The 14,151-nt window shown below is 31.3% G+C and carries 12 protein-coding genes; 1 reads left to right on the top strand and 11 read right to left on the bottom strand.

Going from position 1 to position 14,151, the window contains the following annotated elements; translation table 11 throughout:
• Positions 1-3 precede the first annotated feature (3 nt).
• From ACFSSB_RS13205 to ACFSSB_RS13155, 11 genes are all read right to left on the bottom strand, one after another.
• A complete protein-coding gene (locus ACFSSB_RS13205; RefSeq protein ID WP_379905020.1) occupies positions 4-954 on the bottom strand; it encodes a sulfotransferase family protein in 951 nt (316 codons plus the stop codon).
• Complete coding sequence (locus tag ACFSSB_RS13200) at positions 947-2,092, bottom strand: glycosyltransferase (RefSeq protein ID WP_379905018.1); 1,146 nt, start codon at positions 2,090-2,092, stop codon at positions 947-949. The genes ACFSSB_RS13205 and ACFSSB_RS13200 overlap by 8 nt, the downstream gene beginning before the upstream one ends.
• 1 nt (position 2,093) lies before the next feature.
• A complete protein-coding gene (locus tag ACFSSB_RS13195) occupies positions 2,094-3,134 on the bottom strand; it encodes a glycosyltransferase family 4 protein (RefSeq protein ID WP_379905016.1) in 1,041 nt (346 codons plus the stop codon).
• On the bottom strand, positions 3,131-4,351 hold the full coding sequence (locus ACFSSB_RS13190; RefSeq protein ID WP_379905014.1) for a glycosyltransferase: 1,221 nt from the start codon (positions 4,349-4,351) through the stop codon (positions 3,131-3,133). The genes ACFSSB_RS13195 and ACFSSB_RS13190 overlap by 4 nt, the downstream gene beginning before the upstream one ends.
• A gap of 113 nt (positions 4,352-4,464) precedes the next feature.
• Complete coding sequence (locus tag ACFSSB_RS13185; RefSeq protein ID WP_379905012.1) at positions 4,465-5,061, bottom strand: CatB-related O-acetyltransferase; 597 nt, start codon at positions 5,059-5,061, stop codon at positions 4,465-4,467.
• A 58-nt stretch (positions 5,062-5,119) separates the two neighbouring features.
• Positions 5,120-6,313 (bottom strand): hypothetical protein, encoded by a 1,194-nt coding sequence (locus tag ACFSSB_RS13180; protein ID WP_379905010.1) that lies wholly within the window; start codon positions 6,311-6,313, stop codon positions 5,120-5,122.
• Between the two features lie 60 nt (positions 6,314-6,373).
• Positions 6,374-7,738 carry a lipopolysaccharide biosynthesis protein gene (locus ACFSSB_RS13175; protein WP_379905008.1) on the bottom strand — a complete coding sequence of 455 codons (1,365 nt, stop codon included), beginning with the start codon at positions 7,736-7,738 and terminating at the stop codon, positions 6,374-6,376.
• Between the two features lie 80 nt (positions 7,739-7,818).
• Positions 7,819-9,258, bottom strand: a complete 1,440-nt coding sequence (locus tag ACFSSB_RS13170) for a UDP-glucose 6-dehydrogenase (RefSeq protein ID WP_379905687.1) — start codon at positions 9,256-9,258, stop codon at positions 7,819-7,821.
• A 13-nt stretch (positions 9,259-9,271) separates the two neighbouring features.
• On the bottom strand, positions 9,272-10,234 hold the full coding sequence (locus tag ACFSSB_RS13165; protein ID WP_379905006.1) for a GDP-L-fucose synthase family protein: 963 nt from the start codon (positions 10,232-10,234) through the stop codon (positions 9,272-9,274).
• Between the two features lie 35 nt (positions 10,235-10,269).
• On the bottom strand, positions 10,270-11,385 hold the full coding sequence (gene gmd / locus ACFSSB_RS13160) for a GDP-mannose 4,6-dehydratase (protein ID WP_379905004.1): 1,116 nt from the start codon (positions 11,383-11,385) through the stop codon (positions 10,270-10,272).
• An 83-nt stretch (positions 11,386-11,468) separates the two neighbouring features.
• On the bottom strand, positions 11,469-12,614 hold the full coding sequence (locus tag ACFSSB_RS13155; RefSeq protein WP_379905002.1) for a glycosyltransferase family 4 protein: 1,146 nt from the start codon (positions 12,612-12,614) through the stop codon (positions 11,469-11,471).
• Positions 12,615-13,188: 574 nt separating this feature from the next.
• Between ACFSSB_RS13155 and ACFSSB_RS13150 the strand changes: the two genes are divergently transcribed.
• Entirely contained in the window at positions 13,189-14,088 is a 900-nt protein-coding gene (locus ACFSSB_RS13150) for a serine/threonine protein phosphatase (RefSeq protein ID WP_379905000.1), read from the top strand.
• Positions 14,089-14,151: the final 63 nt, after the last annotated feature.

Genomic DNA, 14,151 nt, shown 5'->3' with positions numbered 1-14,151 from the left:
ATTTTATCTTTTTAAATACCCAAGTAAATATTGAAATTTGGATTGACCTTTACCGACTTCCAGCACATTTAAAAATCTAAAGAAAACAATGGGTAATTGAATTAATGATTTGACAATTGCGCTTAGAGAAGCATTAGATTTCGTTTTTTGACCTAGATGAGCAGTAATTTGTTGCCCAGCAATTATATTCATCCAGAAATAATCTATGGGTTCTAAAACAGGTTTAGAAACTTCATTTTTAAAACTACTATTATCTTTAGTTATAGGTTTTAAATCAGGACTTTTAATATAAAAAAATGACTGAATATCTGCCAAAGTTTGATTACTCTTTAATGCTTCTGTTTCTATTACTAATACGTCTTTGGGGAAATTATTTTTTGCTGTACTAATAGCATTATAATTTTTTCTCCATACTAATGCACAGCTTATTGGATGGTATATTTTTTCAAAGATACTACGCACAACTTCGTTTTTTTGTTGCCCCTGAAACTTATAAGATAACATAAAAGTATATGGATTTCTTACTAAAGCTATAAACTTTGCTTCAGGATTATACTTTTTAATTCTGTTTATATATTGTATATGATGTGGTGTTTTTTCTATAAACTGTTCTTTATTATGTATGTCACATAACACTTTACCAAATACATCTAAAGGAGTATTTACTGTAACCTCTTTACTTATATTTGCATGATAAATATCAAGTTCTTTTTTAATTTTTGGTTTAGCATCATTAATAATTTTAGGGTCCCAACTTTGATTAATTAAATTATTAAAAATCATCCCAACTTCTTTTTCACTATAATTACCTGAATCATTAGGAGTTACAAACTTTCTGCCGTAATACAATGTTTCACCCGAGCAAACTATATTTGGATGATTATTTAAAACCTTTGTTAAATAAGTAGTACCAGCTCTTGGCATACCGACTATAAAATTTATTCTACTACTCATAAATAAAGTGAGGTTTATTGTTATTATTTAAAATCCAATCGTACAGTTCTAACATTTGCTTAGCCACTGCATGCATGCTGTACTTTTGTTCTATTAATTCCCTACCATTTACACCCATTTGTAATAAATCTTTAGGTGATTTTTCCATCATATTATTAAGCGCATTTACCAAAGATGTAACACCTACCTCAACCCATTGTCCGCAATTGTGTGTATTTAATTCCTGCCAAGGCGCTCCTGTTGTAGTAATTACTGGTGTATAACTAGCTAAGGCTTCTGCCACAACAATTCCGAAATTTTCACTATAGGTTGGTAGTACAAATACAGAGGCTTCTCTAAAGATTTTTGTTTTTTGGTCATCAAACACTGGTGATTTGATAGTTATTTGGTGCTCTAAATTGGCTGCTTTAATTCTTGCTTTTAAGTTTTTAATATAGATTGGATCTCCATTACCATAAATATCAATAACCCAATCTTGCTTTAAATTAGCATCTACTTGTTGCCAAGCTTCAATTAGATTTTCAATTCCTTTTTTAACATGAATACGCGATAAAAACAACATGCGCTTGGGGTTATTTGCTTTATTGGGTATTTTCTCTGGAAATTGACTAATATTCACACCATTAGGTATCATAGCCACTGGATTTTTTAAACCCAAGGCTCTTATACTTTCTACTTCCATTGGTGCCGTAGCGTGTAAACAGGTTGCTTTTTCTAAATCTTTATACTGAAACAGCTTTAGTGCGAGTTGCTTTTTTAGTTTACCTTGTGTTAATGCCCATGGTTCTAACATCCCTCTTGGCGTAATAATATAAGGCACTTCTTTTTTACGTGCTACTTTAGCCATTTGATGCACTGGCATTTGCCATACCCCATGGCCATGAAATAATGACACCTGAGATTGCAACAAACTACTTACTAAACTCTTAGATCGTTGTAACTTTTTAAAAGCATGAAATCTAATCGCACTATTTGCAGTATTAAACGTGGTTATAATTGGCGTCTTACTTTTTAACGTATCTAATTCAATTTGTAATGTATTATCCAATTCAAGCATTGCAGCAATTAAGTACGTTACACTTCTTGCTGGGCCACCAGTTGTAATATCTATGGATGTTATGACGTGGTAAACCTTCATATTATGAATTAATTAAATTATTCATATTATTTATCCAATTATTACTAGAAATTGTCCCTGCTAAAGTTTGACTAAAAGCGCCCATTTCAAGAAGTTGTTCATCCGTTTTATTTACTATTTTTTTCATTGCGCCATATAAATCTTCCTCATTTTTTGTTTTAAAGATAATTCCATTATTTCTAGATACAAATTGTGAAGCAGCTCCAACACTTTCACTTATAATTAAGGGGTATCCGGACAGTGCAAATTCGTGGACTACAACACCCCAAGGTTCAAAGTGACTTGGAAGCACAAAAACACCACCTTTTTCTGTATATCTCTGTAAATCTATAGGCTGTAAAAAACCTAGATGCTTAATCTGTGGATGCTTTTTTCTTTTTTCAAATAAAGGACCTGTACCAATACATGTTAAAACCCAATCATTAGGTTCATTTTCTTGAAGTTTTATAAAAGCTTCCCACATTTCATTAACTCCCTTATAATCAACATATCGCCCTGCATAAATAAATTCATGGCGTATTTTTTTTCTTGTGGACTTAAATTTAGATTCATTAGCCACATACCAACCTTCCATTATATCCTTTTCTTTAAACCCCAATTTAAGTGCAAACTTCTTTTGAGGTTTTCCTGGAACCCAAATTTTATCAAAACGAGATACTATAAATAAACGGCTGTATAATGTACCTAAATATTGTTTTAAAGTACCATGCCATTGATTATCCATGGTTAATATACATTTTGTGTTGGCATAATGTTTGGATATTACAGCATTATATTTAGAGTTACTCCAGCCACTACAAATAATTATATCAGGATTTATTAAGTTTACTAAATCTAATATTTCTTGTCTGTCTAATTTATCTTCATCAAAAAAATCTATGTTTTTATGAGATAAATTAAACTCAAAAGGAGCCTCTTTTTTATCTGGTGATTTTTTTAAAACCGTAAGCGATACGTTTTCTTGGGAGCACCAAAGTTCAAACATATTTAGCATATAGTCTGATAATCTTGAAAATAATATAACTACTCTTTTACTTTTCATTTGTTTTGTATATCATTTAATAAATCATGGATACGTATACCTACTGGCAGTGTATCAAAATGGTTAAGAGCAAATTGCCCTACTTTTAATCTTTTGTCTACTATTTTAGAACGTTCGTCTATTGATTTAGAAAAACAACTTATCAAATTATCTGATGTTAGGGGAGCACAAATAGTAATTATATCATCCCCTAGAGATTTTAAATCACCTACATCTGTAGTTATAACAATTTTTGAATTCCCTAAGTACTCATAAACTTTAGAAGGGGTTTTATAATTTGAATGTCTTCCTGTTTCTTTTTGTAAAGCGACACAAACATCTGCTTGGTTTAGTAATTCTGTATATTTGACAGAAGATACAAATCCAAAATAAGTTATGTCTATAAGATTCAATTCTTTAATTCGATTTTTTAGCCATTCGGATTTTTGGCCTCCTCCAGTAACATAAAACTTTATTTTATCTTTTAGTTTGGTTTGTTTGCTTAATTTTATTAGAGCTTCAATAAAAACATCAATACCATGTTCAAATGCGATTTTTCCAGAAAACAATACAATTAATTTATCCAAGTTTTCAGAAAAAGGTTTTTGCTTAACGTCTATGCAGCCAGTGACAATTAATGTATGCTTTTTGCCTGGTAAAAAGTCTTTAAACCTTTTGGTTGGTATAATAATACCATCTGCAATTTTGGCTATAATATGCATACAGATATAGAAAACGATTTGTTGAAGAGGCCTGTCTTCAGATGTTGATTTAAAGTCGTTTAAAGTAGGCTTTGAAATGTCTTCTATATTATTTATTATTTTAATTTTCGGGTAAAATACTTTAAGAAGTAAAACAATAATTACTAATTGTGGATCAAAATTATAAACAACTATCTGTTTTGTTTTAGTTTTATTAATTAGCCTAATTACAGCGAGTAGATAGGTAATATATGAGTATACCAAGCCTAAAACAGGTACCGCTAAGGTTTTAGAAAAAAAATGCACTACATTTTCTTTGTGAGATATAATTGTTTTTTGGTTTATTTCCTGTCTATTAAATTTTATATTTAAACTTACACCTGGAGATATTATTATAGGTTTATAATGAACAGATAAAGCTTTAGCTATTCGGTACATTCTGTTTGATCCTGCAGGATTATTGGTAGGAAGTTGCCTTTTAGATACTACCCGCTCGTTTAAAAAATTACCTAGATATAATATATGTTTTTTTTTCATTTATAAAGAGCTTATTTATAGGGTTTCTAGAAACCTGTAAAGATACTTGTATTTTAAATAGTTATGGATTGAAATTTCACAATAATTTGCCAAATATTTATTATTAAAAAATGTCATAGTGTATTAGATTTAAAAAAATATGCCGGGGTTAAAAAGAGTTTTGCATTTTTTTTAATTTCGGTTAAATCTTTATCCCACCATTTAAAATTCAATAACAATTCCTTTTCTTCTTGGGTAAAACGTTTTTTTATTTCTTTTGCAGGAACACCTCCAACCACAGCATAGTCTGCTACATCCTTGGTAACCATTGCGCCCGATGCAATAATGGCTCCATTACCAATAGTAACCCCATCTACTATAGTAACTCCATAACCAATCCAAACATCGTTTTTTACAATAACCTCTTTATGTTCGATAACACCATCTAAAGATTGAATTTTTACGACACCGCTTGCTTTATCCGAATAAAATCCAGGATAGGTAGAAATAAAATGGGTAGGATGGATGCCTAAACCAATTTTTACATTTGGGGCTATAGAGCAAAACTTACCAATAGTTGCATTCATAATATGAGATCCACCACCTATGTAGGAGTAAGCGCCTATTTTTGAATTAGAAATTGCAGTTTTACCGAAGATTGTAACATGGTTTGCAATCTTACAATTACTTAAAACCACAGAATGTACTAATTTTACGTGTGGATATTTCATTATCGTGATTAAAGGTTTTAGACTTTCCTTTAATTTAAATTTTAAATAATTTAGAATTTTAATTAACATATATTCTCTTAATAAAAGGGGTAAACATACCTATTGCTACAAATAAATTATACAAGGACATATTGGGCATTCCATATATAAATGAATCCAAAAATTTTACAGAAATTATTATTCCAAAAACAAATAAGTGTTCCTTTTTTTGTTTTAAATTTAGTTTCATGGATCTGAAATAAAAATAAATTTGAAATAAAACAAAAACAAAACCAAACCAAAACGCTTGTTGCAACCAACCAATTTCAATTGTATTTCTTTCAACAAAAGATTTGTATTGTCCGAAAATACCTTTGCCAAAAATAATGTTGCCTATATTAAAATTATGAAAAGCGTCTTTTATAATGCGAGACCTAGAGTCTCCTTTGTAATCTTCTTCAATTAAAGATTGCTCACCTGAAAGACTTTCGTATAAGGACTCTATGTTGATTTTTTCATAGAGAGGTGTTTCTTGTAAATTAGTTAAAAGAGGACTATTAAATAAAACTAAGAGAATCAAAAATATAAACAGAGCTCTTCCTGTTTTTTTGAATTTGTCTTTTTCTTTATACAATTTGATATAGCCAAGAAAAGCCAATATATAAATGAAGACTAACAGGTATGATCTAGAGGCTAGAACGGAAACGAGAATAATTCCAATTGCTAAATTAATATAGCCAATTCTTCTATAGTTTTTGGTTTTATGAAAAACTAAAAAACTAAACGGAACCAATAGATTTTCTAATAAAAAATAAACGTCTCCAAAGCTCGTATAATTAAATAAAGTGATAAACAGTCCTAATAATGAAGCAAAAATAATCCAATAAGCTTTTATAAAACCTTTGAAAAAATTATCTTTATTAACAATTATTATAGCCTGTGATAGACCTATTAAAAATAAGACATAATATTGGAATCTCACATAAAAAGCATCAGTTAGATGTTTAAAAACAAATGAATTAACTAATATAACATCAATGACTAACCTTATAAAAGGGTATATTAGAAATATAACAAGCATTGGTTTTACTCTTTTCCAATTAACAAAATTAGAATACTTATTTATTATTGTTATGGACCAGTATATTGCAAAAACATATAGAACAATAGTGATGGGTTTTAATATTTCCAGCCCATGACTAATTGATAAATGTTTGAAAAGTGCAATACTAAAAACAATTAATATTAAATAAAATTGGGATAAAAATCTCATTAAAGTTTATTTATTGATAAATTAAAACAAAAAAGGTTTTCTAAGTAAAACTTATTCATCCTATTTGTTCCACAATCCCGTGGCTCTATTGTTAATCAACTTATTATATTGTAATGGACATAATATTGTATGTGGTATAATACAAATAATTGTTGCAATTATAACTCCCGTAACTCCATATTCCGTATTGCTCACAATAAAAATAGACAATGGAATGTTTAAAAGTGCCGTTAAAGCAATAGAATACATTTGTAACCTTATTTTACCAGTTCCATTAACAAAATAAGTAAACGGCTTATATATAATTGTTAATATAAAATACAAAGCCATGGCCATAGTTAATGTAAATGGAATACTAACACTATTTCCAATCCACAATTTATAACTTATAGGCGCGACTAAAACCATAACAATTATCAACAAAATAAAAACTAAAGCAAACTTAGTTAAGTTTTTCATGGCCATTTTAACCCATTTAAAATCTTTTTTTATGTAGGCTTCTGTTACACTAGACCAATATGGTGCAAGTATAATAGCAAACACCATTTGTGAAATACTCATATACTTATAAGCAATGTTATATGGTACAACTTCAGCAGGCGTAAATAATTTTGCAATAATAAAATTATCTGTTGAAAATAAAATTATACCAGATATTTGTATAATAAAAAAAGTAAAACCAAGACCAAAAATATCTTTTAAATATTTTTTTTTAAAAAAGCTTAATGATGGCTTTACGGATTTATAGGTGTTTGTAAAAGAAAACAGGTTCAAAATCACTAAAATAATTATAGGTATTGCGGAAAAGACAGTACCGAATAGTAATAACGAGCTTTTAGAAAACATACTTAATAGCCAAATAACCAATAAAGAAAAAGCAGCTGTTATAAATCCTATTTTCCCCTGCATGGAGTGCTTTTGGTCTGCTAAATAAATAGTCGTAATTAATTTTACAATTAACTGAAGACAGAAAAACCCAAATACTATAGGCATTAATAATTTTAGGTCATTAAAAAGGCTATTACTTGTATTGAAAACCTTAGTCCAATCAACAAAGTAGTTAACAATTATAAATATTATAAAAGTTACAAAAGCAACAATAGTAATCGTTAAATAAGCAGTACTAACATAACCTTTTGCTAATTCTAAATTATTATTAGCCCTTGCTTCTGCAAATTTATTCCTTAAACCATGACCTAAACCGATATCAAAAAAAGAAAACCAAGCTATAAAGGAACTTAAAGTTAACCAAATTCCATAATTTTCAGTATCTAAAAAATTAATAGTTAGTGGAACCAATAAAAAAGAAGCTAATATACTTCCTCCTTTATAAAAAAAGGATAAGAATACATGCTTACTGATATTTTTAGTTCTTGCACTATGTATGCCTAACTTAGAATATATCTTTAGAATTGAATTTTTCACCTGTTGATTTATTATATTTTTTTAATCTTCAATAGTAATTAAAAACTGAAACTTATTGGTCAAGCATTTCTAATTACTTTCTACCTCCCAATAGCATTAACTATAAACCCAATACTTTCTAAAGCTTCGGTATCTAATAGGTTTCGCCCATCAAAGACAAACGCTGGCTTGTTCATGCTATCATAAATACGTTGCCAGTCGTAGGTTTTAAACTCGTCCCACTCCGTTAACACAGCAATAGCATGGCTGTCCTTTACGGCGTCATACGGATTGCTTTCGGTACTTAAATAGGTCTTGTTTTGGTCTTCCGATCTTGTGTTTAAATAATTAAGATCCGACTGCATTTGTTTTGCATTCACCTTTGGATCATACACACTAATATTAGCTTGCTCGTCTATTAATCTATCGCCTACATAAATAGCTGCTGCTTCTCTAGTATCATTGGTATCTTTTTTAAATGCCCAACCTAAGAAAGCTATTTTTTTACCTGCTACTGTATTGTATAGTGTTTGTACTATTTTATTGGCAAAGCGGTCACGTTGGTGGTTGTTCATGATAATCACTTGCTCCCAATAGTCCGCCGTTTCTTGTAAACCTAAGGATTTAGAAATATAGACTAGGTTTAGGATGTCTTTTTGAAAACAAGAGCCACCAAAACCTACGGATGCTTTTAAAAATTTTGACCCAATACGTGAGTCCATCCCTATTGCTTTTGCTACTTCTTCTACATTAGCTTCTGTAGCTTCGCATAATTCTGATATGGCATTTATAGAAGACACACGTTGTGCTAAAAAGGCATTGGCTACTAATTTGGATAACTCTGAAGACCAGATATTAGTAGTTAGTATTTGTGCTTTTGGCACCCAAGTAGCATACACATCTACTAAGGCTTGTATAGCTTGTTTCCCTTCTGGGGTTTGGTCACCACCTATTAGTACACGATCAGGATCTATTAAATCGGTTATCGCTGTTCCTTCTGCTAAAAACTCGGGATTAGATAGTATTTGAAACTTCACCCCATTACCAGTATGGTTTAATATACTTTTTATAGCCTGCGCGGTTTTTACAGGAAGTGTTGATTTTTCAACTACTATTTTATCGGTAGTTGCCACTTTAGCAATTTGTCTTGCACAAAGCTCAATATACTTTAAATCTGCTGCCATCCCTTTACCAGAACCATAGGTTTTGGTAGGTGTATTTACCGATATAAATATCATTTGGGCTTCATTTATGGCTGTTTCCACATCTGTTGAAAAAAAGAGGTTACGCCCTCTGGCCTCTTTAACCACTTGATCTAATCCTGGTTCAAAAATAGGTAGTTTGGTTAAATCGGCATCATTCCAATCTGCAATACGTTGTGCATTTAAATCGACAACGGTTACTTTAATATCTGGATTTTTTTGTGCCATTACTGCCATGGTTGGGCCACCTACATATCCTGCACCAATACAGCAAATTGACGTTATTTTATTAGGACTTAGCACTGCAGCATCTGCAGTGTTTTGATATTGCTCTTGCATGAAATTGTATGTATTATAACTTAACTTGTTTGTAACTATTGGCATTGTTTAAAAACCACTGGTAGGTTTTTTCAATACCTTCTTCTAGAGGTATGCTATATTGCCAACCTGCTTTTTTTAATTTTGAAACGTCCATTAACTTACGTGGTGTACCATCTGGTTTGGTACTATCCCAAATAATTTCCCCAGTATGCCCTATTGTTTTTTGGATGGTTTCTGCCAATTGTTTTATGGTAATATCTGTACCTGTACCCACATTATATAAATGTTCTGCCAATTGGTTTTGCATGGCAAAAAGAACTGCTTGAGCAAGATCATCTACGTGTAAAAACTCACGCATTGGTGTACCGCTTCCCCAAAGGGTTACTGGTGCATTATCATTTAATTTGGCATCATGAAACTTACGTATCATGGCAGGTAGTACATGTGATGATTTTAGATCAAAATTATCATTTATACCATACAGATTGGTTGGCATTAAGCTTACAAAATCTTTATGGTACTGGTTTTTGATGTGTTGACACAACTTAACACCTGCTATTTTTGCTATGGCGTAGCCTTCGTTGGTTGGCTCTAGAGGTCCTGTTAATAGGCTATCTTCAGTTAACGGTTGCTGTGCTAGTTTTGGATAGATACAAGAGCTCCCTAAAAAGATTAGCTTTTGTGTGTTATTGCGGTGTGCAGCATCAATGATATTATTTTGAATTTGCATATTTTCTAGCAAAAACTGGTATTGAAATTGGCTATTGGCAAGAATCCCTCCTACTTTGGCTGCTGCTACTATAACCACATCTGGAGCTGTAGTTGCCATAAATTGGTTTACTGCTTCTTGGTTACGTAAATCTAATTGTTGGCTAGTTTGCCCGATTAGATTGTTATATCCTACTGTTTCTAATGCTCGCCAAATGGCAGATCCTACCATTCCTTTATGACCTGCTATGTATATTTTGGAATCTTTAGTTAGTGTGCTCGACATGTTTTGGTGTTTACTGTTGATACTCGGGGACTATACTACTCGTAATAATTAAGTGTTTTGTATCCTCCTTTTTTTAGCAATTGCTCTTTTTCCATTAGCTTAATATCTGACTGCATCATGTCTTCAATTAACTCTTCTAATTGTATTTTAGGAGTCCATCCTAATTTTTCTTTAGCTTTTGTTGCATCACCAATAAGTAAATCTACTTCTGTTGGTCTGAAATATCTAGGGTCTACAGCAAGCACCTCTTTTCCTACTTGTAGTTGGTAATCTGGATTAGTAGCTTCTTTAACTATTGCCACTTCATCAACACCAGAACCTACAAATTGTAACGTTACCCCAATGTGTTTAAAAGCTAATTTTACAAAATCGCGTATTGGCGTGGTCTTACCTGTTGCAATAACCCAATCTTCTGGTTGGTCTGCTTGTAAAATCATCCACATCATGCGCACATAATCTTTGGCATGTCCCCAATCTCTTTGTGCGTCTAAATTACCTAAGTAAAATTTATCTTGTAATCCTAGTCCTATTCTAGCTACTGCTCTAGTAATTTTTCTAGTCACAAAGGTTTCTCCTCGTAATGGAGATTCGTGATTAAATAAAATACCATTACAAGCAAACATATCATAAGCTTCTCTATAGTTTACGGTCATCCAAAACGCGTACATTTTTGCAACAGCATATGGTGATCTTGGATAGAAAGGTGTTGTTTCGGTTTGTGGCACTTCTTGCACTTTACCGTATAGTTCTGAGGTAGAAGCTTGGTAAATACGTGTTTTTTTCTCTAATCCTAATAATCTAACAGCATCTAAAATACGTAGAGTACCTAAACCGTCTGCATTACCTGTGTATTCTGGAACCTCAAAGGATACAGCTACGTGACTCATTGCAGCTAGGTTATAGATTTCATCTGGTTGTACTTCTTTAATAATTCTAATTAAGTTAGTACTATCGGTCATGTCTCCGTAATGCATAATAAAGTTACGGTTATCTACGTGCGGATCTTGATACAGATGATCAATTCTGTCTGTATTAAATAAGGAGCTACGACGTTTAATACCATGTACGATATAGTCTTTTTTCAATAAGAATTCTGTCAAATACGCTCCATCTTGACCTGTAACTCCAGTAATAAGTGCTATTTTTTTCATTTTTTTTAAGTCCCGAGTTTACTCGGTTTTCATTTTTTTATTTATTTACAACAATGTTCTTAATCAATGCTATATTATTTTCTTTAAGATTTAGACACACTCCACTTTAGTTTTTTCACCTTTTTCACCTTTACTACAAAAGGAGACAGTAAAAGTAGTATTCCTAACGGAAGAGTAATAGCAAATTCTATATTTATTGGCAAATGATTAAGAAAAAATGCTACCCCTGTTATTATAATAGTATAAAACCCTATAATTAAAGTGGCATATTTATGCTTTAAACCTAAATCTATTAATCGGTGATGTATGTGATTTCTATCGGCTGAAAACGGACTACGTTTGTTATAGATTCGTATACAAAACACACGTAGCGTATCAAATAAGGGATACGATAATAATGCCATAACAATAACAGGAGCATTCTTAAACAACAATAATTCTGTTTTGTGAGCAGCAATACTTAAATAGCTTATGACTTCAATAGCCAGTAAAAAACCAACAACCATAGAACCTGTATCTCCTAAAAATATTTTACGATGACGTGAAAAGTTAAACACTAGAAAACCAAATAAAGCGCCTACCAAAGAGATACACATTAGACTATAAAAAAAGTAACCACTAAAATAAAAAACAGCAGTCATATAACTAGAAATAACGACTCCTAACACACCTGCCAACCCATCTATACCATCAATTAAATTATAAGCATTAATGACTAGTATAATTACAAAAACAGAAAAAACAATTGCAAATAATGTAGATAACTGCTCAAATCCAAATAAACCCATAAAAGAATCTATGTGCACATTTGTTCCTACAATATATATAGTAGCGATTGCAGTTTGATACCCAAACTTTCTTCGAGGTGCCAAATCCATAATATCATCAAAAATACCCACTAACAAGAGTGATAATACTAGCGCATTAAAAATAAGTAAATCAATAAGTTGACTATAGTTTGCAAACAGTATGGCTACAATATTGATAGTAAGCATTAAACCTGTAAACACCCCAACACCTCCCAATGTAGGAACTATACCTTTATGTGATGTACGATCATCTGGTAGCGCTGTTAAATTTTTCTCTTTACTGATAGCGACCACCTTAGGCATTACTACAAGTGTTACTAATAAAGAAAATGCAACTGTTGCTATTATTGCTATACCTTTATAATTGCTTAGCAAGGCGGTAATCTCCTCGTGACTTGATGGTAAATAACTTAAAAGCATATTAATAATATATATCTAATTTTAAAAAAACACAACCTACTTTACAGTAACAAATGGACATATTTCACATGTGTTTGCCCCTTTGCTAGTTACTAGTATAGTGCTAAAAAAAAGCAATATGCTTTACTTTAACGATGTATTATTAAATTAAAACGAACAAAATAAAAAGGATAACTAGATATAAAAAAGAAAGATTTAGACTTTATCTTATATTCTAAATAGTACAAAAAAATATAAAATATATTTGGTTACTTACTTAGTAGATTTGACTAAAATACAATTACAACACTTTTTTAAACAGCTGATTATTTTATATTTGGGCGTTTTTAATAAGCTGCAATTTTACAACAAATCTTACCCGTTTCAAAATTCATTTTTGGTTTTTTTTAACAAAGCTACTACAACTTTATTTTAATTACACTTACTAAACACTAGTAATACTCCCGAAACAAGCACTAACACTATACCTTGCTCAATATCAACAAATTCCATTTTATTTTCTTTTTAAAATTCAAAAAAAAGGGCTCTCTTATAAGGATGCATTTTTTAATAATAATTTACTTACATTTACTTTATGTTTTCAGCAAAAAAACGATTAGACCGTGCATATAAAGAGGCTAAAATTATTGCTTTTGATAATGATTCAAAGTATATATTTTTTAGCGATTGCCATCGTGGCGATAATAGTTTTGCCGACGATTTTGCCAACAACCGAAACATTTATTTTCACGCCTTAAAACATTATTATGCCGAAGGGTTTACCTATGCAGAAATTGGTGATGGCGATGAACTTTGGGAAAACTTATCTTTTGCTCCTATATTAGAAGCTCATAAAAACGTATATATGCTCATGAAGTTATTTCATGAACAAGATCGCTTACATATGATTTGGGGAAACCATGATATGGTATATCGCGACCCAGAATATGTGAAAAGAAACCTATCGACTTATTTTGATCCTAAAATAGGGGAAGAAGTAGAATTATTTTGTGATTTAACCTACCACGAAGGCATTATCTTAAAACACACTAAAACCCAACAAGAAGTTTTTTTAACCCATGGTCATCAAGCAGATTGGTGGAACTATACCTTTTGGAAATGGAGCAGGTTTTTAGTGCGAGCACTATGGAAACCTTTAAACGTTATGGGAATTGCAGATCCTACTAGTCCTGCTAAAAACTACAAAGAGCTTATTAAGGTAGAACGAAGAACCAAAAATTGGATTAAAGAGAATAACAATTTAATAACTATTGTAGGTCATACTCACAGACCACGTTTTCCGGAACCTGGCGCTATTGCTTTTTTTAATGATGGTAGCTGTGTACACCCAAGAAGTATTACAGGTATTGAAATAGAAAATGGTGAAATCTCTTTAATTAAATGGCAAATTGCCACAACCGATGATGGAACACTTAAAATAGTACGTGTTTTATTAGAAGGCCCTAAAAAATTATTGGATTATAAAACGGAATAAAAAAGATAAATAGCATTACAAAGTTAAAGGACATACCAACTTTAAATAGAAACTAAAAACAAA

It is taken from the genome of Lacinutrix gracilariae (assembly GCF_042684485.1).
Taxonomy (GTDB): Bacteria; Bacteroidota; Bacteroidia; order Flavobacteriales; family Flavobacteriaceae; genus Oceanihabitans; species Oceanihabitans gracilariae.
This window is presented reverse-complemented; position numbering and strand designations above follow the sequence as displayed.

What these genes read in the sequence shown, in the direction of transcription:
- ACFSSB_RS13205 (WP_379905020.1), bottom strand. Translation starts at nt 954, where the DNA reads ATGAGTAGTAGAATAAATTTTATAGTCGGTATGCCAAGAGCTGGTACT.
- ACFSSB_RS13200 (WP_379905018.1), bottom strand. Translation starts at nt 2,092, where the DNA reads ATGAAGGTTTACCACGTCATAACATCCATAGATATTACAACTGGTGGC.
- ACFSSB_RS13195 (WP_379905016.1), bottom strand. Translation starts at nt 3,134, where the DNA reads ATGAAAAGTAAAAGAGTAGTTATATTATTTTCAAGATTATCAGACTAT.
- ACFSSB_RS13190 (WP_379905014.1), bottom strand. Translation starts at nt 4,351, where the DNA reads ATGAAAAAAAAACATATATTATATCTAGGTAATTTTTTAAACGAGCGG.
- ACFSSB_RS13185 (WP_379905012.1), bottom strand. Translation starts at nt 5,061, where the DNA reads ATGAAATATCCACACGTAAAATTAGTACATTCTGTGGTTTTAAGTAAT.
- ACFSSB_RS13180 (WP_379905010.1), bottom strand. Translation starts at nt 6,313, where the DNA reads ATGAGATTTTTATCCCAATTTTATTTAATATTAATTGTTTTTAGTATT.
- ACFSSB_RS13170 (WP_379905687.1), bottom strand. Translation starts at nt 9,258, where the DNA reads ATGCAAGAGCAATATCAAAACACTGCAGATGCTGCAGTGCTAAGTCCT.
- ACFSSB_RS13165 (WP_379905006.1), bottom strand. Translation starts at nt 10,234, where the DNA reads ATGTCGAGCACACTAACTAAAGATTCCAAAATATACATAGCAGGTCAT.
- gmd (WP_379905004.1), bottom strand. Translation starts at nt 11,385, where the DNA reads ATGAAAAAAATAGCACTTATTACTGGAGTTACAGGTCAAGATGGAGCG.
- ACFSSB_RS13155 (WP_379905002.1), bottom strand. Translation starts at nt 12,614, where the DNA reads ATGCTTTTAAGTTATTTACCATCAAGTCACGAGGAGATTACCGCCTTG.
- ACFSSB_RS13150 (WP_379905000.1), top strand. Translation starts at nt 13,189, where the DNA reads ATGTTTTCAGCAAAAAAACGATTAGACCGTGCATATAAAGAGGCTAAA.